Here is a 20067-nt window from a genome sequence, read left to right as displayed (position 1 = left end):
GCACTGACGCTGTTCGACGTGGCGCCACCGCCGCCGCCGCCACCGCCCGAACTGCCGCCGCCGCCGAAACGGCCACCCCCGCCCGTACCGGCACCGTCAGGCAGCGCGCCGCCGACGGCCTCGCGACCGCCGCCGCCGCCGCCACCGATCGACACGACGCCGCAACCGCTCGCGCCACCGCCGCCGCCGAGCGCGGTGATACCGTCACCCTTCGGTGCGGATCAGGACGTGGCGCAGCTCGTCGGGCCGCCGTCGGTCGGGGCGGGCCTGGGGACGGGTGCCGGTCGCGGTGCAGGCAATGGCGCGGGCGATGGCGGCGGTGGCAAGGTCCGTTATGCGCGGGCGAGCTGGATCTACCGGCCAACGGACGCCGAACTGCGGCGCTTCTGGCCGCCCGATGCGGTGCGCGACCGCGTTTCGGGGCATGCCTTGCTCGCCTGTCGGGTGCCGCGCTCGGGCCGGCCCGAACGGTGCTGGGTGGTGTCGGATACGCCCACCGGCATCGGCTTCGGCGCCGCCGCGGTGCAGATGGCGCCGCTGTTCCGGATCAGGCCGGTGCTGCGCAACGGCAAGGTGCTGCCGGTGCCGGTGATCGTGCCGGTCGCCTTCGACATCGCGAAGCCGCCATCGGCGAAGACGCGCTGATCCGGTTCAGCGCTGGACGCGGGTGATGTGGCCCATCTTGCGGCCGGGCCGCGCCGCGCCCTTGCCATAGAGGTGGAGGTGCGCGCCGGGCTCGGTCAGCGCCGGCTGCCACGCATCGTCGCCGATCAGGTTTTCGAGCGCCACTGCGCTGCCCGTCAGCGCGGTGCTGCCGAGCGGCAGGCCGCAGATCGCGCGGATATGGTTCTCGAATTGCGAGGTCTCGGCGCCCTCGATCGTCCAATGGCCCGAATTGTGGACGCGCGGCGCCATTTCGTTGAACACCGGGCCATCGGCGGTGGCGAAGAATTCGCAGGCGAGCACGCCGACATAATCGAGCTCGGCGGCGATGCGGCAGGCGAGCGCGGTCGCTTCCCCGGCCTGGTCGAGGATCGGCTGCGGCGCCGGCACGCGCGACGTGCGCAGGATCGCATCGACATGGACGTTCTGCGGCGGGTCGTAGCGGACGGTGGCGCCGTCCTGGCCGCGCGCGATCAGGATCGAGAATTCGTGGCTGAAATCGACGAACGCCTCGAGCACCGCGGGGCCACCGATCGCGTCCCACGCCGCATCGGCGTCGGCGGGGCCGTGGAGGCGCATCTGGCCCTTGCCGTCATAGCCGAAGCGCGCGGTCTTGAGCACCGCAGGCGTGCCGACATGGTCGAGCGCCGCGATCAGCGTCTCGCGGCTGTCGACCGCGGCCCAGCGCGCCGGGCGGCCGCCGACGCGCTCGACGAAGCGCTTCTCGGCGATCCGCTCCTGCGCGGCGGCGAGCGCGCGCGGATGCGGATGGACCGGCACGCGTTCGGCGAGCCATTCGACCGGGCCGAGCGCGATATTCTCGAACTCGTAGGTGACGACGTCGCAGGCGGCGGCGAAGTCGGCGAGGACGATGCGATTGTGATAATCGGCGCGGGTCAGACTCGCCGCGGTCTGCGCCGCGACGCTGTCCGCCTCGGGGGCAAGCACGTGCGTGCGATAGCCGAGCTGCGCCGCGGCAACGGCGAGCATCCGGCCCAGTTGCCCGCCGCCGAGGATGCCGATCGTGCTGCCGGGAGCGAGCATCAGGCGGGCTCGTCGGCGACCGCGTCGGTCTGCCGCCGGCGCCAGGCTTGCAGGCGTTCGGACAGCGCGGCGTCGTGCGTCGCGAGGATCGCCGCGGCAAGCAGGCCGGCGTTGGTCGCGCCGGCCTTGCCGATCGCCAGCGTACCGACCGGGATGCCGGCCGGCATCTGGACGATCGAGAGCAGGCTGTCCTGCCCCGACAGCGCCTTGCTCTGGACCGGTACGCCGAGCACCGGCAGATGCGTCATCGCCGCGGCCATGCCGGGCAGATGCGCGGCGCCGCCGGCGCCGGCGATGACGACCTTGAGGCCGCGGTCCGCCGCGGTCTTGGCGTAATCGTAGAGCCGGTCGGGGGTGCGATGCGCGGAGACGACCTTCGTCTCATGCGCGACGCCCAGTTCGGCGAGCACGTCCGCCGCGTGCCGCATCGTGTCCCAATCGGACGTCGAACCCATGATGATGCCGACCAATGTCATAGACGGCGGTTAGCGGCAGAGCGGAGGGAGGGCAACGGCTTGCACCGGCAGGCGCGCACCCGTGTTGGACGACATGGACAAGATGGACACCTTAACGGAAACGATCCGGGTCTATCGTTTCCGTTAAGGTGGTGATCGGGGGTCACGATGAGACAGAGCGCGGCGGGTGTAGCGCGTGGGACCGGTGTAGGACAGGGGCGAAAATCTGGTGCCACCTTCGTCATCCCTGCGGAGCCGAAACCTCTCTAGAGTTCGCTCGGTCACTTGGGCTTTCCAGTGTTCCTGCGAAAGCAGGAACCCAGGGTCAAGCAAAGCAACAGCTTATCGAGTTCGAGACTCCTGGGCTCCTGCGTTCGCAGGAGCACTGGTGGACGTTCGCAAGGACCCTGTTCCCGCGAAACGACGAAGGAAGAGGGGAGGGCGTGGCGCCCACCACACTTACCGTTCGCTGAGATAATAACGATCGGTAGCGTTGAGCGCGTCGTCGAGTTCGTAGACGATCGGCTGCGCGGTCGGGATTTCCAGACCGGTGATCTCGTCGTCGGGGATGTTCGACAGATGCTTGACCAAAGCGCGCAGCGAATTGCCGTGCGCGGAGATCAGCACGCGCTGGCCGTCGCGCAGTGCCGGCACGATCCGCTCCTCGTAATAAGGCAGGACGCGGGCGATCGTGTCCTTGAGGCTCTCGGTCGCTGGAATGGCGATGCCGGCATAGCGGCGGTCGGCCGACAGGTCATAGTCGCTGCCCGCCTCCATCGGCGGCGGCGGCACGTCGAAGCTGCGGCGCCAGATCTTGACCTGCGCCTCGCCGTGCTTGGCCGACGTCTCCGCCTTGTCGAGCCCGGTGAGGCCGCCGTAATGGCGCTCATTGAGCCGCCAGTCCTTCTCGGTCGGCAGCCACAGCCGGCCCATCGCCTCGAGCGCAAGGTTGAGCGTCTTGATCGCGCGCGTCTGCAGCGAGGTGAAGGTCATGTCGAAGTCGAGGCCCTTGGCGGCCATCATCTCGCCCGCGGCGCGCGCCTCGGCGGCGCCCTTTTCGGTGACGTCGACGTCCCACCAGCCGGTGAAGCGGTTTTCGAGGTTCCAGCTGGACTGGCCGTGGCGGATCAGGACGAGGCGCGGCATCGGAAGCTCCCTTTTAGGATCGAGGACGAAGGTCGAGGGCGAAGAACTGGTTGTGCGGGCTCGGCCGATAGTCGGCGAACGGCCCGGTGTCGATGAAGCCGGCGCTGCGATACAAAGCGACCGCCGGCGCGTGCAGGGCGGCGGTGCCGGTTTCGAGGCTGAGCCGGTCGTAGCCGCGATCGCGGGCGACCGCGACGACATGATCGAGCAGCGCGCGGCCGACGCCGGTGCCGCGCGCGGCCGGGGCGGCGCGCATCGACTTGACCTCGCCGTGGCGCGGATCGAGCCGTTTGAGCGCGACGAAGCCGACCAGCGTGCCATCGCGCCACGCGGTCCAGAAGGTCACGCCCGGCGCCGACAGGCCGCCGGCATCGAGCGCAAAGGCGAAATCCGCCATCTGCCCGCGCAACTCGGTGAGGTGATGCGCGAGCAGGTCCGCGACATAGGGCGCGGCGGGATCGTCCTGCCTGATCTCCATCAGATTTCGTCGATCATCCCGGTAAGCACCTCGAGACACGACACGCCCAGCGCGCGCGAACGTTCGGGCGACCAGCCGAATTCGGCGTCGGGATTGGGATCGTGATCCTTGAACGGCATCTCCAGCGTCACCGACACCGCGCCGAAGCGCTGCGCCAATTGGTTGGTCGACATCGAGAGATTGGCATTGCCCGCGCTCGATTTCTCATAGCCCTTCTCGGTCTGGAAATCCGGCGTGTGCTCGGCGAGGCGCTGGCCGAAGGCGTAGAATTTGACGCCATGGTCTTCGGTCCAGTTGGGAATACCCTCGAAGCCGGCGATGAAGTTCGCCGGGATCGCCTCGTCGCCGTGGACGTCGATCGCGAAGGCGACGCCGGTCGCGTCCATCGCATCGCGGACGCACAGCACCTCGGGGCTGCGCTCGGGCGTCGGCGCGTGCCATTCGCGGTTGAGGTTCACCCCCGCCGCATTGGTGCGCAGATGGCCGCGGCGGGTGCCGTCGGGATTCATGTTGGGAACGACATGGACGGTCGCCTTGGCGAGCAAGGGCGCGGCGGCGGGGCTGGTCAGCCAGTCGAGCGCGCCGTCCATCCAATATTCGGTCATCGATTCGCCGGGATGCTGGCGGGCGTAGAGCCACACCGGCTTGGGACCGTCGCCGATGCGGAAATAGTCGATGCTCTGGCCGTCGAGCGAGGTGCCGAGCTCGCGATGCGTGACGCCGGGCCGGGCGGCGATGCGCGCGACGAGATCGTGGTGCATCTCCATCGTATAGGGCGCGAAATAGGCGAACCAGGCGAGTTCGGACTCGACCGCGTAATCGAACGACAGCACGCCATTGTCATATGTGGTGTCGATCATCCGCCACGCCTGCCGGTCGGTGCTGACGCGCGTCCTGTAGCCGGGCCAGCCGAACGGATAGGCGGACTGGCCGGCGTTGACGATGCGGAAGCGCAGCCGCCGGCCGTGCGCCCCGGCGACGCGGAAATAGAACCATTGGAAGAAGTCGGACTTGTGGTCCTTGACGATCTCGAGGTCGATGCGGTCGCCCTCGATGGCGATGACGCGGATGTTGCCGCCGTCGAAGGCGGCGTTGATGCTGAGGGTCATGAGGCGTGCCTGATTGGTAGAGGATGCTTGGCGAAGGGGATGACGTCACCCTCACCCTTTCCGGCGCTGCGCGCCTCCCTCCCTCTCCCGCCGGGAGAGGGAAAGACGCCGCAGGCGGCGCGGGGTGAGGGCGAGGGCGGTCACCTCACCGTGATGGTGCGGCCCGAATCGCCCGGAAAGCCGGTGAACAGCGCGCGGGCGAGCTTGCCGGCCTGCTGGTCGGCGCCCTTGATGTCGCTGATCCCCTGCGCCTTGCCTTCCCAGATCGGCGACTGGTCGGCGCGGCGCTTGATCGTCACCGCGAGCTCGGCGACGAGCAATTCGGTCGGACGGCTCCTGCCGATCGGGAAGCCGATGCCGCCGCCCAGCCCGACGCCGCCGCCGCCGCGGCGGCCACCACCGCCGCTGAACCCGCCGCCGCCGATGCCGATGCTGACCGGCGACTGGCGCGGCGGGCCCTCGCGGCTGGTGCGGGTGAAGGCGACGGTGGCGACATAGTCGGGCGTCGCGCCCTGCGCCGGCAAGGTATAGCCGACCTTGAGCAATTCGGCCTCGACCGCGGCGGCATAGGTCTTGAACTCGAGGCTGGCGGGGGCGCCGCCCGAGAGCGGCTCGACCGCGATCGTGCCGCGCGCGATCGGCGCGCCGAGATGGTAGCGGATCACCTCCGTCGGCGGGAGCGGCGACGTGGTCGCGCAGCCTGCAAGTGCCGCGGCGGCGACGCCGAGGGCCAGGAACGGACGGATGCTCATCACGGGGATACCTTTGCGATACGTTGCGTCTGGGAAACGCTCTAACGCGTGTGGCGTTGCTTGACTATTACGGCCTCCGCCCTTAGGCGCTCGCGCTTTCACCGACACCGTCAATTTCGAAAAGAAGCGAATCGATCATGAAGATCCGCAATAGCCTGAAGTCGCTCAAGGACCGTCATCGCGACAATCGCGTGATCCGTCGCCGCGGCCGCACCTACGTCATCAACAAGACCAACCGCCGCTTCAAGGCGCGCCAGGGCTAACCCTTTGGGTATGCCCGCGGCCGACGTGTCGCTCACGGCCCCGACGGCCGTGATCTTCGATGTCGGCCGGGTCCTGTACGACTGGGATCCGCGGATCCTCTACCGGCGCCTGATCGACGACGATCGGGCGCTCGATGCGTTCCTGCGCGACGTCGTCACGCACGAATGGCATTTCCAGCACGATGCCGGACGCGACTTCGCCGAGACCTCGGCGGAGCTTGCCGCGCTGTATCCGGAGCATGCGGCGCTGATCGGACTCTGGGGACCGCGGTTCCTGGAGAGTATCGGCGCGCCGATCGCCGGCATGGCGGCGCTGGTCGACGAGCTGGAGGCGGCGGACGTGCCGCTGTTCGCGATCACCAATTTCAGCCACGAATTCTGGCCGCCGTTCCGCGCGCGCGAGGCGGCGATGTTCGATCGCTTCCGCGACATCGTCGTATCGGGGGTGGAGAAGATGGTGAAGCCCGATCCGGCGATCTACCGGCTGGCGCTCGACCGGTTCGGGCTGGCGGCGGCGCGGACGGTGTTCATCGACGACAATGCGGCGAACATCGACGGCGCGCGCAGCGTCGGGCTGATCGGGTTGCACTTCACCGACGAGCCGACGCTGCGGCGCGAGCTGGTGGCGCTGGGGTTGCTGGCTCAGCCGGTTTAGGGACCCGACCTTCCAATTCCATGTCATCCCCGCGCAGGCGGGGATCCATACACGCCAACCGTGCGGCGCAAGCGGGATCCGCGCGTCTGCATCCCCGCCTGCGCGGGGATGACGGATGTGGAAGGGAGGGGCGTCCCCCCGCCCATTCGCCGCTAGTCTCCTGATAAACGCCGTGTATGGTGCGGCCGCGCTGCCGGGGGGCCGCGTCGTTCACTTCCCCGCGGGATGAATCATGCATCGTATCCTGATCGGCGTCGCCGGCATCCTCGTCATTCTCGGCATCGCCGTGCTGCTCTCCGCCGATCGCCGCGCGATCCGGCTGCGCGTCGTCGGCGCGGCCTTCGCGTTGCAGGCGCTGATCGCCACCGTCGTCCTCTATTGGGGGCCGGGGCGGCAGGCGCTCGCCGGCGCCTCGGCCGGGGTCGCCGCGCTGCTCGGCTATTCGCAACGCGGCACGGAATTCCTGTTCGGCAAGCTCGCCGCGCCCGAGATTGGCGGCCAGAGCTTCGCGATCGCGGCGCTGCCGGTCATCATCTTCTTCGCCAGCCTCGTCTCGATCCTCTATTATCTCGGCGTGATGCAGGTGGTGGTGCGCTGGGTCGGCGGCGCGATCGAGACCGTCATCGGCACCTCAAAGGTCGAATCGCTCTGCGCGGCGGCGAACATCTTCGTCGGCCAGTCGGAATCGCCGCTGGTGATCCGCCCCTATCTCGCCGGCCTCACCCCGCCGCAGGTGTTCACGGTGATGACCAGCGGCATGGCGGGCGTCGCCGGCACGATCCTCGCGGCCTATGCCTCGATGGGCATCCGCATCGAATATCTGCTCGCGGCGAGCTTCATGGCGGCGCCGGGCGGCATATTGATGGCGAAGATCATCATGCCCGATCGCCGCGTCACCCCCGAAGGCGAGCTGCCGCTCGGCGACTTGCCCGACGAGAATCGCGACATCCGGCTGGCGGAAGCGCGGATCAGCGGCGCCGGCCCTGCCGCCTTGTTGCCCGAGGGCGTGCCGGGCGAGCCTTTGCCCGACGCGACGCATGACGAGGAAAAGCCCGCCAATCTCATCATGGCCGCCGCGCAGGGAGCACAGACCGGCGTGCGGCTGGCGGTGGCGGTCGGCGCGATGGTGCTGGCCTTCGTCGCCTTGGTGGCGCTCGCCAACGGACTGCTCGGCGGGCTGGGCAATATGGTCGGGCTGCCGGGGCTGAGCTTCCAGGCGTTGCTCGGCTATGTCTTCCAGCCGGTGATGTTCCTGCTCAACGTGCCGTGGAACGAGGCGGGGATCGCCGGCGGCCTGTTCGGCGAGAAGATCGTGCTCAACGAATTCGTCGCCTATATCGATCTCGGCACGCAGACGAGCCTGTCGCCGCGCACCGTCGCGGTGGTGACTTTTGCGCTGTGCGGTTTTGCCAATTTCTCGTCGATCGCGATCCAGATGGCGGTGACCGGCAGCCTCGCCCCCAACCAGCGGCCGACGATCGCGCGGCTCGGCCTGCGCGCGCTGGCGGCGGGCAGCCTCGCCAATCTGATGAGCGCGGCGCTCGCCGGGCTGTTGATCGGGTGAGCTGCACGCGATGACCGGCCTGCGCCGCACGCTCGGGCCGGGCCAGCTTGCCATGATCGCGATCGGTGGCGCGGTCGGCACCGGGCTGTTCCTCGGCAGCGGCCTCGCGATCGGGCTGGCCGGGCCGGCGGTGCTGGTCAGCTATGCGATCGGCGGGCTGGTGACGCTGGCGCTGATGGGCTGCCTTGCCGAGATGACGGTAGCCGATCCGGCGACGGGGTCGTTCGGGCTGTTCGCCGAACGCTATCTCGGCCGGTTCGCGGGCTTCCTCGTCCGCTATGCCTATGCCGCGGCGGTGATCCTCGCGATCGGGACCGAGGTGACCGCGGTGGCGATCTACATGCGCTACTGGGCGCCCGGCGTGCCGGGCCTGTGGTGGATCGCCGGTTTCTCGCTGGCGCTGCTCGGCGTCAACCTCGCCAGCGTGCGGCTGTTCGGCGCGGTCGAATATGTCTTCTCGGCGATCAAGATCGCGGCGATCCTGATCTTCATCGCGGTCGGATCATGGGTGATCGCCGCGCATGGCATCGGCTTTTCCCATTATACCGACGCCGGCGGCTTCGCGCCGCACGGGCTGGGCGGGATCTGGACCGCGGTGATCGTCGCGATCTTCAGCTATATCAGCATCGAGATGATCGCGGTCGCGGCGGGTGAGGCGCGCGATCCCGAGCGCGCGATCGTCCGCGCCTTCCGCTCGACGATGCTGCGGCTGGCGCTCTTCTATCTCGGGAGCCTCGCGGTGATGCTGGCGATCGTGCCGTGGACGCAGGCGGGGACGGCGACGAGCCCGTTCGTCACGGTGATGCAGGCGAGCGGCGTCCCCTATGCCGCGGGCGTGCTCAACGCGGTGGTGCTGATCGCGGCGCTGTCGGCGATGAACAGCCAGCTCTATGCCGCGTCGCGGATGCTGTTCAGCCTCGCCGAGAGCGGCCTCGCGCCGCGCGCGCTGGCGCGGGTCGACCGGCGCGGTGTGCCGGCGGCGGCGCTGCTCGTCTCGGGCGGGGGGATCGCGGTGGCGGGTGGCGTCTATGCGTGGCGGCCGGAGGCGGCGTTCGGGGTAATGATCGCGGTGTCGATCTTCGGCGCGCTGTTCACCTGGGGGATGATCTTCGTGACGCATCTCGCCTTCCGGCGGCGGCACGGAGCGCCGGCGGCGTTCCGGCTGTGGGGGCATCCGTGGACGAGCCTCGCCGGGGCAGGGGCGATCGTCGCGATCCTGCTGACGACGCCGTTCACCGCGCCGTTCGCGCTGACATTGGTGTATGGCGTGCCGTTTCTGGCGGTGCTGGCGGGCGTGTATGCGATGTGGTTTCGCGCCCGCCCCCCAACGATCGTCATCCCCGCGGAGGCGGGGATCCATAGACGCTGACGGTGCGGCTCAAGCGCGGACCCGCGCGTCTGGATCCCCGCCTGCGCGGGGATGACATAATGAGGATGACGATGAGTTATTCGTCCGTCCGCATCTTGACCTTGTTGGGCAGGTCCTTGCCCTTGGTGCGGCGCGAGGGGAGCTGCACCGGGTTCTTCTTCTTCCATTCCTTGTAGGTCATCGGCCCGTCGGGCGTGTCGACCATCATATCGTCGAGGCTCATCGTGTCGGCTCCGGGGTGGCGCCGCTGTAATCGTAGAAGCCGCGGCCGGTCTTGCGGCCGTACCAGCCGGCCTCGACGTACTTCACCAGCAGCGGGGCAGGGCGGAACTTGGGGTCGCCGGTCCCTTCGAACAACACCCGCGTGATCTCCAGACAGGTGTCGAGGCCGATGAAGTCGGCGAGCGTCAGCGGCCCCATCGGGTGGTTGAGACCCAATTGGCAAGCAAGGTCGATGTCGCGGATCGTCGCGACGCCCTCGCCGAGCGCGAACACCGCCTCGTTGATCATCGGCATCAGCACGCGGTTGACGATGAAGCCCGGCGCGTCGTTGGCGCGGACCACCGCCTTGCCGAGCCGGTCGGCATAGGCCTCGATCACACCGACGGTCGCGTCGGAGGTGGCGAGGCCGCGGATCACCTCGATCAGGCCCATCACCGGCACCGGATTGAAGAAATGCACGCCGATGAAGCGCTGCGGATCGGGCGAACTCTGCGCCAGCCGGGTGATCGGGATCGACGAGGTGTTGGAGGCGAGGATCGCGTCGGGTCCGAGCACCTTGCCGACCTGGCCGAAGATCGCGCGCTTGATCTCCTCGCGCTCTGTCGCCGCCTCGATGACGAGGCCGCAGTCGGCCATCGCCTCGACATTGGCGACGGGTTCGATGCGGGCGAGCGTCGCGTCGCGGGTCGCGGCGTCGATCTTCTCCTTGTCGACCGCGCGGGCGAGCAATTTGGCGATCCCCGCCTTGCCTGCCTCGGCGCGCTCGACCGACACGTCGCTCAAGAACACGCGATAGCCTGCCGCCGCCGATACCTGCGCGATGCCCGCGCCCATCTGGCCCGAACCGATGACTCCGACTGACTCCACGTCCATCTCCTATGCTTTTGACGCGCCATAGCCGCTTTCGGCGCGTCTGCCAGCCGTCAGGGGGCGGGGCGCTCCGCCTGCGCCTCGGCGAGGAACAGGCCGAACAGGCCGTCGGGATCGGTCCATTCGCGGATCGGCGTCCAGCCGCCCGAGCGGAGCAGGATGCGCGCATCGCGCGAGCCATATTTGTGGCTGTTCTCGGTGTGGATACTCTCTCCCGCCGCCATCGCAAAGGGCTGGCCGTCGACGGTGAATGCGACGTCGCGGGTGGCGACTAGGTGCATCTCGATGCGCGCGCGATCGTCGTTCCAGCGCGCCTCGTGCGCGAAGGATTCGACCGGAATCGTGCCGGAAAGCTCACGATTGATGCGGTCGAGCACATTGCGGTTGAACGCCGCGGTGACCCCGCCGGCATCGTCATAGGCGGCGACCAGAGTCGCCTCGTCCTTGATCCGGTCCATGCCGATCAGGAGCATCGCGCCCTCGCCCAATGACGCGCGCATCGTGCGGAGCAGGTCGACCGCCATCAGCGGGATCATGTTGCCGATCGTCGATCCGGGGAAGAAACCGAGCTTGGGCGTATCCGCGATCGTCGCCGGCAGGGTGAGCGGGCGCATGAAATCCGCCTCGAACGGCAGCACGAGCAGGCCGGGGAAGGCCTCCGACAGCGCGCGCGAGGAATCACGCAGGAAATCGCCGGAGATATCGATCGGGACGTAGGCGGAGGGTTCGGTGCAGCGCAGCAGCAGCGGCGTCTTGACCGACGAGCCCGAGCCGAATTCGACCACCGCGCGGCCGCGCCCGGCGATGTCCGCGACTTCCGGACAGATCGTCTCGAGGATCGCGGTCTCGGTGCGGGTCGGATAATATTCGGGGACGTTGGTGATGTCCTCGAACAATTCGGAGCCGCGGCGGTCGTAGAACCAGCGCGCGGGAATGGCGCGGGGCCGGCGTTCCAGCCCGGCGAGCACGTCGGCGCGGAACTGCGGATCGGCGAGCGTCTGCTCGCCGTCCTCGACTTCGGGCTTCAACATTCAGAGGTCCTTGGCGAGCCGCACGCCGGTGAACTGCCAGCGCTGATGCGGGTAGAAGAAGTTGCGGTAGCTGGCGCGGGCATGGCCGCGCGGCGTCGCGCAACTGCCGCCGCGCAGCACGAACTGGCCGCTCATGAACTTGCCATTGTATTCGCCGACCGCGCCCTCGATCGTGCGGAAGCCGGGATAGGGGCGATAGGCGCTGCCGGTCCATTCCCAGACGTCGCCGAAAAAGGCGGGGCCGGACGCGGGGCGCGGCTCGACCGGGCCGGCGGCATCCATCTGGTTGCCGCAGCGTGCGTCCTGTGCCTGCGCCGCGGCCTCCCATTCGAATTCGGTCGGCAGCCGCGCACCGGCCCAGCTCGCATAGGCGTCCGCCTCGTAGAGGCTGACGTGGGTCACCGGCGCGGCGGGGTCGATCGCGCGGCGGCCGTCGAGGCCGAAGCGCGTCCATTTGCCGTCGCGCTCCTCCCAATAGAGCGGTGCGACGATCCCCTCGGCCTTCACCCAGGCCCAGCCGTCGGCGAGCCAATGCGCGGGATCGCGATAGCCGCCGTCGGCGATGAACGCCGCCCACTCGCCGTTGGTGACGGTGCGGTCGGCGAGCGCATGCGGCGCGAGCAGGGCGTCGTGGCGCGGCCCCTCGCAGTCGAAGGCGAAACCGTCGCCGTCATGGCCGATGCGGACGATGCCGCCGGCATGGTCGATCCAGCGAATTGGAGCGGGCATCGCCACCGGCACCTTGGGCGCGGCGGGCCAGATCGCCGGTTCGAGCGGATTCTCGCCGAACAGATGCAGGATGTCGGTGACGAGCAGTTCCTGATGCTGCTCCTCGTGATGGCAGCCGAGTGCGACGAGCTCGCGTGCCGCTTCGGGCAGGTCGGGGAGCGCGGCGACGAGCGCTGCGTCGACATAGGCGCGATAGGCGCGCACCTCGTCGAGCGTCGGACGGGTGATCATGCCGCGGCGGTCGCGCGCGTGGCGGCGGCCTTCCGCCTCGTAATAGCTGTTGAACAGGAACGGAAAGCGTTCGTCGTGCAGGCGATAGCCGGGGACGTGGTCGCGCAGCACGAAGGTCTCGAAGAACCACGTTGTATGCGCGAGATGCCATTTGGTCGGCGACGCGTCGGGCATCGACTGGACGGTGGCGTCGGCGTCGGACAGCGGCTCGGCGAGCGCCAGCGTCAGTGCGCGGACGGCTGAAAAGCGCTCGGCGAGCGGCGTTAGCGGCTGAGGTGCGATCTTCAACATGGCTGGCCTCCCCCGCGCGTCTTAACGCAAGTCAGGACAGCGCGCGAAACGGCAAAGGGTTGCAGCCGGGATGGACGTTTCGCGCGATTTCGATGGGTTCGAGGCTGTTTCACACTCGATCCGGTTGGGCGGATGCGCTCCGATGAACAGAAGAATGGTTCGCGCGAAGACGCGAAGACGCAAAGGTGTCGCGCTTGCCGCAGTCGCGGCCCGTCATATCGGGCCATTGCGATGACAGGGCCACGCTCGCCCCAGGCGGAACACCTTCGCGTCTTCGCGTCTTCGCGCGAACAAAGAATCCGGGCGGAAGGAGGGGGCGGGGCGAATGTCCCGCGAGGCCAGAGGACGCTAGCGGCTCGCGCCCGGCCGCCAGAGGATGTCGCCGGCGCCCGCGCCGTTGACCACGCGGGTGGCGACGAACAGCCAGTCAGACAGGCGATTGAGATAGGCGAGGGCGGGCGGATTGAGCCCGTCGACCGCCACCGCGCTGCGCTCGGCGCGGCGGACGATGGCGCGGGCGAGATGCAGCGACGCCGCACCGGCATCGCCGCCGGGCAGGATGAAGCTGGTCAGCGGCGCGAGATCGGCGTTCATCGCGTCGATCTCCGCCTCGAGCCGGGCGACCTGCGCGGGGACGATGCGCAGCGCGCCGTCGATCCCCGCAGGCGTGGCGATATCGGCGCCGAGGTCGAACAGGTCGTTCTGGATGGTGAGCAGCGCCGCGGTGGGCGGCCGTTCGCCGAGCGCGGCGATCGCGACGCCGATCGCGCTATTGGCTTCGTCGACGTCGCCGATCGCCGCCATGCGCGGATCGGCCTTCGACACGCGCGAGCCGTCGACGAGGCCGGTCGTGCCGGCGTCGCCGGTGCGCGTGTAGATGCGGTTGAGCTTGACCAAGGGCTCAGGTGCGTCCGGCGAGGAACAGGATCAGCACGACGATCAGGATCGCGATCGCCTGGAAGAAGATGCGCATCTGCATCATCTTGTTCGACTTGAGCGAGGCGGCGGACGGCCCTTGGCCGTCGCGGACCTGCGCGTGCGATTCCTGGAGGAAGGCGATGACGCCCCGGACCAGTGCGACCACCGTCGCCAGCATCGCCGCGATCAGCAGGAGGACGAGAAAGGTGTTCATGCGCTATAGGTAAGCGCTTGCGATGGTAAAGCCAATGGGAAGCCGGCCGGCGCGCAAAGCGTCCGCCAGCGCCTCACCATCTTCGCCCGCGGCGCGCAGATCGGCGAGCGCGGGGGCGCCGTTGCGCTTGGCGAGGCGGGTGCCGTCGGGGCCGAGCAGCAGCGGATGATGGCGATAGCGCGGCGTCGGCAGGCCGAGCAGCGCCTGCAACAAGCGGTGGATGTCGGTCGCGCGCATCAGGTCGCGGCCGCGCACCACGTCGGTGATCCCCTGCGCGGCGTCGTCGATCGTCACCGCGAGGTGATAGCTGGCGGGGGCGTCCTTGCGGGCGAGGACGACGTTGCCGAACGCCGCCGGGTCGGCGCGCTGCGGCCCCGCGAGCGCGTCGCTCCAGTCGAGCGGGCCGGTGATGGCAACGGCGCGGTCCGTCGCCAGCCGCCACGCATGCGGCATGCCCGCCTCAATCCGCGCCGCCGCCTCGCCCGCGGGCAGATGGCGGCAGGTGCCGGGATAGACGAGCCCGTCCGGCCCGTGATGAGGCGCCGAGACGCTCGCCGCGATATCGGCACGGGTGCAGAAACAGGGGTAGAGCAGGCCATTGTCGCGCAGCCCGGCCAGCGCCGCGTCATAGACGTCCAGCCGCGTCGACTGGCGCAGCACCGGCCCGTCCCACGTCAGGCCGAGCCACGCCAGATCCTCGGCGATCCCGGCGACGAAGCCCTCGCGGCTGCGCGTGCCGTCGATGTCCTCGATGCGCAGCAGGAAACCGCCACCCGCCGCACGCGCAAGATCGTGCGCCTGCAGCGCGGCAAAGGCATGGCCGAGATGCAGTCGTCCGGTCGGGCTCGGCGCGAAGCGGGTGACGACGCGGCTCACGCGCGCGTCCCGCCGCAGAAGGCTTGACCGGCATCGATGCGGCGTGCTGTCATACCAGCGTCACTCTCGTGGGCGACATGGCCCGCGGGTAATCCGTGGGAGGAGCCGTGTTTCATCCCGATCTGATCCGTCACCCCGACAATTGTCCGGCGCTGGTGCTCAACGCCGATTACACGCCGCTGTCCTATTATCCCTTGAGCGTGTGGCCGTGGCAGACCGCGATCAAGGCGGTGTTCCTCGATCGCGTCGACATCGTCGCGCATTACGAACGTTCGGTGCGCAGCCCGACCGCGGAGATCAAGCTGCCCTCGGTGATCGCGCTCAAACAATATGTGCGTCCTTCGGCGTTTCCGGCGTTCACCCGCTTCAACCTGTTCCTGCGCGACCGTTTCGCCTGCCAATATTGCGGCGTTGGGCGCGACCTGACATTCGACCATGTCGTGCCGCGCGCGCAAGGCGGACGGACGACGTGGGAGAATGTCGTCACCGCCTGCGCGCCGTGCAACCTCAAGAAGGGCGGGCGGACGCCGAAACAGGCGCATATGCCGCTGTACGTCGAGCCGATCCGGCCGACCAACTGGCATCTGCAGGAACATGGCCGCGCCTTTCCGCCCAACTATCTCCACGACACGTGGCACGACTGGCTCTACTGGGACGTTGAGCTGGAAGCGTAACGATACGGAGACCGGGTTTGCGGACGGGGATCATCATCGCGGCGGCGGCGCTTGTCGCGGCGGGTACGTTGGCCGGATGCGGCCCGCGCGAGGACAAGGTGGCGGAGGCGGACGCGAACGCCGCGGGCTTCGTGCCACCGGCGGTGACCAGCCGCGTCGATTTCACCAGCACGATGGAGCGCCGCTTCCGCACGCTCGACCGCAATGCCGACGATCGGCTCGACAAGACCGAACTGCCCCGCCAGAACAGCCGCCTGATGAGCCTCGACCGCAACGGCGACGGCGTCATCAGCCTGATCGAATGGGACGAGGGCACGCTCAAGCGCTTCGACCAGATGGATCTCAACCACGACGGCACCGTCACCTCGGAAGAGGAAAAGGAATGGCGCGCGGCGCGCGATGCGGGCCGCGAACCCGCAACGCGGCCGACGCCGCCGGTGCCGGGCGATCCGCTGGGAAATAGCACGCGGTAGGCCTTTGTCCGCGGGGACCTGACGCGGGGCGGCATTCAGAAGGTCTCGTTCGCGCAAAGACGCGAAGACGCAAAGGTTTTTCGCCTTGGGCGAGCGTGGCCCTGTCATCGCAATGGCTTGATGTGATGCACCGCGACTGCGGCAAGCGCGACACCTTCGCGTCTTCGCGTCTTCGCGCGAACCATTCTTCTTTCTGACGAATCGAATCGGGAGCACGCCGCGATTTCCCGCGTCTCCAACGCCATGACCGGTTGACCCGACTCCCGCCGCAGCGCAGCATCGGGCCATGGCCACGCACGACCCCGCTTCGCTTCCGCCGATCGCCAACAATCCCGACGTCCGCTTCCTCGGCGCGCAGCTCGGCGACGTCATCCGCGCTTATGGCGGCGAGGCGCTGTTCGAGGCGACCGAGGCGATCCGCCGCGCCTCGGTCGAGCGGCATCGCGGCACCGGCAGCAGCGACAGCGTCCACCAGCAGCTCCAGAACCTCGGCCTCGACGAGACGCTCGATTTCGTCCGCGGCTTCATGCTGTTCTCGATGCTCGCCAATCTCGCCGAGGACCGGCAGGGGATCGCCGCCGAACAGGGCGCCGACGTCGCCGCCGCGCTCGCCAAGCTGGCAGGCGAGGGGATCGACCGCGACCAGGTGCAGCAATTGCTCGCCCATGCGCTGATCGTCCCGGTGCTCACCGCGCATCCTACCGAGGTGCGGCGCAAGAGCATGATCGACCATCGCAACCGCATCGCGCAATTGATGGCGCTCAAGGACATGGGCCGCGACGAGACGCCCGACGGCGACCGCGTCGACGATGCGATCACCCGCCAGATCGCGTTGCTCTGGCAGACGCGCGTGCTGCGCCGCGAGCGGCTCTACGTCACCGACGAGGTCGAGACGGCGCTGTCCTATATGCGCGAGGTGTTCCTGCCCGCGCTGCCCGCGCTCTACCAGCGCTGGGACCGCGCATTCGGGGAGCGCGTGCCGAGCTTCGTCAGGCCGGGCAGCTGGATCGGCGGCGACCGCGACGGCAATCCCTTCGTCACCGCCGATTCGCTGCGCACCGCTCTGGGCCGCGCCTGCGAGGCGGTGCTCGGCTTCTATCTGGAGGGGGTGCACGCGCTCGGCGCCGAACTGTCGATCTCGACCGAGCACGTCCCCGTCGATGCCGCGGTCGAGGCGCTGGCCGAGGCGAGCGGCGATACCGCGCAAAGCCGCGCGGACGAACCCTATCGCCGTGCGCTGTCCGGCATCTACGCACGGCTCGCCGCGACGCATCAGGCGCTGACCGGCAAGCCGGCGCCGCGGCCCGGCCATCTCCACGGCGAACCCTATCCCGACCCGCAGGCGTTCCGCGCCGATCTCGTCGCGATCGCGCACGGCCTGTCCAGCGCGGGCGCACTCAAGACGGGCGGTGCGCTCGGCCGGCTCATCCGCGCGGTCGAGACGTTCGGCTTCCATCTCGCGACGCTCGACCTGCGCCAGAACAGCGCGGTGCACGAACGCGTCGTCGCCGAATTGCTCAAGACCGCCGGCGTCGAGGCGGACTATCTCGCGCTCGACGAAGCGGCGCGGGTCGCGTTGCTGCGCCGCGAACTCGCCAATGCGCGGCCGCTCGCCAGCCGCTTCATGACCTATTCGGACGAGACGGCGTCCGAACTGGCGATCGTCCAGGCCGCCGCCGAGGCGCATGCGAAATACGGTCCGGCGTGCATCACCAATTACATCGTCTCGATGGCGCAGTCGGTGTCCGACCTGCTCGAGATCAACCTGCTGCTCAAGGAAGTCGGCCTCTACCGGCCCGGCGACGCACCGACCGCGGCGGTGATGGCGGTGCCGCTGTTCGAGACGGTCGGCGATCTGGAAGCGGCGCCGGGGATCATGACCGACTGGTTCGCGCTGCCCGAGATCGCCGCGATCGCAGCGAAGCGCGGCCATCAGGAAGTGATGATCGGCTATTCGGACAGCAACAAGGACGGCGGCTATCTCACCTCGACCTGGCAATTGTCCAAGGCGTCGACCGCGCTGAAGCCGGTGTTCGAGGCGGCCGGCGTCGGCATGCAGCTGTTCCACGGTCGCGGCGGTGCGGTCGGGCGCGGCGGCGGTTCGGCGTTCGCGGCGATCCGCGCGCAACCGTCGGGCACGGTGCAGGGCCGTATCCGCATCACCGAACAGGGCGAGGTGATCGCCGCCAAATACGGCACCCGCGACAGCGCGATGACCAATCTGGAGGCGATCGCCGCGGCGACGCTGCTCGCCAGCCTCGAACCCGAGCGCTTGTCCAATGCGGAGAACGACGATTTCTGCGCGGCGATGGACGCGCTGTCGGACACCGCCTTCCACGCCTATCGCGGCCTCGTCTACGGCACCGAAGGCTTCCGCACCTTCTTCCGCCAGATGACGCCGATCGGCGAGATCGCCGGGCTCAAGATCGGCAGCCGCCCGGCGAGCCGCAAGAAGAGCGACGCGATCGAGGATCTGCGCGCCATTCCCTGGGTGTTCAGCTGGGCACAGGCGCGCGTGATGCTGCCGGGCTGGTATGGCGTCGGGCAGGCGATCGCCGGCTTCGCGGACAAGGGGCTGCTCAGGGAGATGGCGCAGGGCTGGCCGCTGTTCGCCTCGACGCTCGCCAATATGGAGATGGTGCTGGCCAAATCGGACATCGCCATCGCCGGCCATTATGCCGAGCTGGTCGAGGACGAGGGGCTGCGCAGCGGCATCTTCGGCCGCATCCGCGATGCCTGGCACCAGACGCACGACGGCTTGCTCGAGGTGACCGGGCAGACGCGGTTGCTCGAGAAGCATCCGGCGCTCGATGCGTCGATCCGGCTGCGGCTGCCCTATATCGAGCCGCTCAACCTGCTCCAGATCGAGCTGATGAAGCGCCACCGCGCCGGCGAGGACGATCCGCGCATCGGCGAGGGCATCCTGCTGTCGATCAACGCGGTCGCGACGGCGCTACGCAACAGCGGCTAGGCGGCGCGCGAGCAGCAGGTCGACGATTTCCATCGCCAGCATCGCGACGGCGGCGCCGATGATCATGTCGATGAGGTAATGCGTCCCCTCGACCGGGGTGGCGAGCAGCATCGCCGCGACCAGCCACGTCAGCCAGCGGCGCAGCGGCGGCGTCCGCCAGATCGTGCGCAGGTAGAGCGTGCCGGCGGCGGCGTGGAAACTCGGCGCCGAGACGAGCCCGCGCAGCGCGCCGAGATCGACGGCGTGGATGGTATGCGCCCGCAGCGCCGGGATGAGGTTCGACTGCCAGGTCTCGCTGACCGGCATATAGGGCACCGCGCCGCGCCACAGATAGGAGAGCGGCCCGATCGCCGGCATCAGCGTGAACAGCGCCAGCGTCAGCACCGCGGCGAGCCAGAAGCCGGCGAGGAAGCGATGCGCCTCGCGCCGCTGGCCGGTGTGCGCGAACCAGCCGAGCAGGATCGCGGGGGTGAGATAGATGCTTTCGTAACAGGCGATGCCGAGGATCTGCAGCGGGCGATGATCGGCCACCGTCCGGTACCAGGCGAGCCAGTCGAAGCCGAGCGCGGTGTCGATCCGTTGCAGCGTCTGATCGGCATAGCCGTGGGTGAGCGCGGCGAGCGGATAGCTCGCCACCGCGCCGGTCAGCGCGATCAGCGTGAACACCGCATAATAGCCCGCCCCGTCGCGCAGCGCCGCGGCATGACGCCAGCCGCGCGGCAGGACATGGCTGCGCAACGCGGCGACGCAGACCGCGGCGAGCACGAACGGCAGGTTGCTGCGGCTCCACACTGCGACGCTGAGCTCGGCGCGGTGGAGCAGCCAGGCGGTGGCGATCAGGCCGGCGAGCAATGCCGCGACGATCGTCGGACGCGAGAAGCCGGGCGTGTCGGCGGCGGCGCGGTGGGCAATACTCGGAGAGAAGGCGGGCCGGGCCGCGTGGACGCGCTGCGATAGCATTCAACTGCCTTGGTCGTTCGGACGATGCTCGTCGTCCCGATTAGCTGAAGTGGCGATGAATTGAATGCGTCCTTTGCATGTCGGTCGCGGTGAGCGGGTGGATTCGTGC

22 protein-coding genes are annotated in these 20067 nt (G+C 68.9%); 8 read left to right on the top strand and 14 right to left on the bottom strand.

The window, feature by feature from the left end; genetic code table 11:
• Positions 1–228 precede the first annotated feature (228 nt).
• On the top strand, positions 229–645 hold the full coding sequence (locus tag FFS23_RS20335; protein ID WP_212742987.1) for an energy transducer TonB: 417 nt from the start codon (positions 229–231) through the stop codon (positions 643–645).
• A 6-nt stretch (positions 646–651) separates the two neighbouring features.
• Here FFS23_RS20335 and FFS23_RS15265 read toward each other — a convergent pair whose 3' ends face one another.
• The 6 genes from FFS23_RS15265 to FFS23_RS15240 form a co-directional block, all read right to left on the bottom strand.
• Positions 652–1707, bottom strand: a complete 1056-nt coding sequence (locus FFS23_RS15265) for a 5-(carboxyamino)imidazole ribonucleotide synthase (protein ID WP_137899270.1) — start codon at positions 1705–1707, stop codon at positions 652–654.
• Positions 1707–2183 carry a 5-(carboxyamino)imidazole ribonucleotide mutase gene (purE, locus tag FFS23_RS15260; RefSeq protein WP_137899269.1) on the bottom strand — a complete coding sequence of 159 codons (477 nt, stop codon included), beginning with the start codon at positions 2181–2183 and terminating at the stop codon, positions 1707–1709. The genes FFS23_RS15265 and purE overlap by 1 nt, the downstream gene beginning before the upstream one ends.
• A 438-nt stretch (positions 2184–2621) precedes the next feature.
• A complete protein-coding gene (gpmA, locus tag FFS23_RS15255; RefSeq protein ID WP_038664381.1) occupies positions 2622–3308 on the bottom strand; it encodes a 2,3-diphosphoglycerate-dependent phosphoglycerate mutase in 687 nt (228 codons plus the stop codon).
• Positions 3309–3321: 13 nt separating this feature from the next.
• The gene (locus FFS23_RS15250) at positions 3322–3786 is read right to left on the bottom strand and encodes a GNAT family N-acetyltransferase (RefSeq protein ID WP_137899268.1); all 465 of its coding nucleotides are present in this window, start codon (positions 3784–3786) and stop codon (positions 3322–3324) included.
• A complete protein-coding gene (locus tag FFS23_RS15245) occupies positions 3786–4895 on the bottom strand; it encodes a M14 family metallopeptidase (protein WP_137899267.1) in 1110 nt (369 codons plus the stop codon). Before FFS23_RS15245 ends, FFS23_RS15250 begins: the two co-directional genes overlap by 1 nt.
• 140 nt (positions 4896–5035) lie before the next feature.
• Positions 5036–5647 carry a DUF4136 domain-containing protein gene (locus FFS23_RS15240; RefSeq protein WP_137899266.1) on the bottom strand — a complete coding sequence of 204 codons (612 nt, stop codon included), beginning with the start codon at positions 5645–5647 and terminating at the stop codon, positions 5036–5038.
• Positions 5648–5784: 137 nt separating this feature from the next.
• Between FFS23_RS15240 and ykgO the strand changes: the two genes are divergently transcribed.
• From ykgO to FFS23_RS15220, 4 genes are all read left to right on the top strand, one after another.
• Positions 5785–5910, top strand: a complete 126-nt coding sequence (gene ykgO, locus FFS23_RS15235) for a type B 50S ribosomal protein L36 (RefSeq protein WP_003046794.1) — start codon at positions 5785–5787, stop codon at positions 5908–5910.
• A gap of 25 nt (positions 5911–5935) precedes the next feature.
• Positions 5936–6565: an HAD family hydrolase gene (locus FFS23_RS15230; protein WP_245640732.1), complete on the top strand. Its 630-nt coding sequence runs from the start codon at positions 5936–5938 to the stop codon at positions 6563–6565.
• A gap of 232 nt (positions 6566–6797) precedes the next feature.
• On the top strand, positions 6798–8129 hold the full coding sequence (locus tag FFS23_RS15225; RefSeq protein WP_137899264.1) for a NupC/NupG family nucleoside CNT transporter: 1332 nt from the start codon (positions 6798–6800) through the stop codon (positions 8127–8129).
• A 10-nt stretch (positions 8130–8139) separates the two neighbouring features.
• Positions 8140–9498, top strand: a complete 1359-nt coding sequence (locus tag FFS23_RS15220) for an amino acid permease (protein ID WP_081974445.1) — start codon at positions 8140–8142, stop codon at positions 9496–9498.
• A gap of 76 nt (positions 9499–9574) precedes the next feature.
• Here FFS23_RS15220 and FFS23_RS20185 read toward each other — a convergent pair whose 3' ends face one another.
• From FFS23_RS20185 to gluQRS, 7 genes are all read right to left on the bottom strand, one after another.
• Complete coding sequence (locus tag FFS23_RS20185) at positions 9575–9721, bottom strand: hypothetical protein (protein WP_169742552.1); 147 nt, start codon at positions 9719–9721, stop codon at positions 9575–9577.
• Positions 9718–10587, bottom strand: coding sequence for a 3-hydroxybutyryl-CoA dehydrogenase (locus FFS23_RS15215; RefSeq protein WP_137899263.1), 870 nt, complete (start codon positions 10585–10587; stop codon positions 9718–9720). Before FFS23_RS15215 ends, FFS23_RS20185 begins: the two co-directional genes overlap by 4 nt.
• Positions 10588–10643: 56 nt before the next feature.
• Entirely contained in the window at positions 10644–11621 is a 978-nt protein-coding gene (gene egtD / locus FFS23_RS15210; protein WP_038664362.1) for an L-histidine N(alpha)-methyltransferase, read from the bottom strand.
• Complete coding sequence (gene egtB, locus FFS23_RS15205; RefSeq protein WP_137899262.1) at positions 11622–12872, bottom strand: ergothioneine biosynthesis protein EgtB; 1251 nt, start codon at positions 12870–12872, stop codon at positions 11622–11624.
• A gap of 348 nt (positions 12873–13220) precedes the next feature.
• The gene (locus FFS23_RS15200) at positions 13221–13769 is read right to left on the bottom strand and encodes a cob(I)yrinic acid a,c-diamide adenosyltransferase (RefSeq protein WP_137899261.1); all 549 of its coding nucleotides are present in this window, start codon (positions 13767–13769) and stop codon (positions 13221–13223) included.
• 4 nt (positions 13770–13773) lie between these two features.
• Entirely contained in the window at positions 13774–14004 is a 231-nt protein-coding gene (locus tag FFS23_RS15195) for a twin transmembrane helix small protein (RefSeq protein WP_038664354.1), read from the bottom strand.
• A 3-nt stretch (positions 14005–14007) separates the two neighbouring features.
• Positions 14008–14880 carry a tRNA glutamyl-Q(34) synthetase GluQRS gene (gene gluQRS, locus FFS23_RS15190; RefSeq protein WP_137899260.1) on the bottom strand — a complete coding sequence of 291 codons (873 nt, stop codon included), beginning with the start codon at positions 14878–14880 and terminating at the stop codon, positions 14008–14010.
• A gap of 107 nt (positions 14881–14987) precedes the next feature.
• Here gluQRS and FFS23_RS15185 point away from each other — a divergent pair, with 107 nt between their 5' ends.
• The 3 genes from FFS23_RS15185 to ppc all read left to right on the top strand — a co-directional run bounded on the left by FFS23_RS15185 (position 14988) and on the right by ppc (position 18998).
• Positions 14988–15554 carry an HNH endonuclease gene (locus FFS23_RS15185; RefSeq protein ID WP_038664347.1) on the top strand — a complete coding sequence of 189 codons (567 nt, stop codon included), beginning with the start codon at positions 14988–14990 and terminating at the stop codon, positions 15552–15554.
• A 17-nt stretch (positions 15555–15571) separates the two neighbouring features.
• A complete protein-coding gene (locus FFS23_RS15180; protein WP_249340703.1) occupies positions 15572–16027 on the top strand; it encodes an EF-hand domain-containing protein in 456 nt (151 codons plus the stop codon).
• A 286-nt stretch (positions 16028–16313) separates the two neighbouring features.
• Positions 16314–18998: a phosphoenolpyruvate carboxylase gene (ppc, locus tag FFS23_RS15175; protein ID WP_137899259.1), complete on the top strand. Its 2685-nt coding sequence runs from the start codon at positions 16314–16316 to the stop codon at positions 18996–18998.
• On the opposite strand, the gene FFS23_RS15170 is transcribed toward ppc, so the two are convergent.
• Positions 18981–19958, bottom strand: coding sequence for a phosphatase PAP2 family protein (locus tag FFS23_RS15170; RefSeq protein ID WP_137899258.1), 978 nt, complete (start codon positions 19956–19958; stop codon positions 18981–18983). The two genes, ppc and FFS23_RS15170, sit on opposite strands and share 18 nt — an antisense overlap.
• Between the last annotated feature and the right edge of the window lie 109 nt (positions 19959–20067).

The organism is Sphingomonas sp. 2SG (assembly GCF_005503285.1).
In the GTDB taxonomy this organism is placed as follows: Bacteria; Pseudomonadota; Alphaproteobacteria; order Sphingomonadales; family Sphingomonadaceae; genus Sphingomonas; species Sphingomonas taxi.
This window is presented reverse-complemented; position numbering and strand designations above follow the sequence as displayed.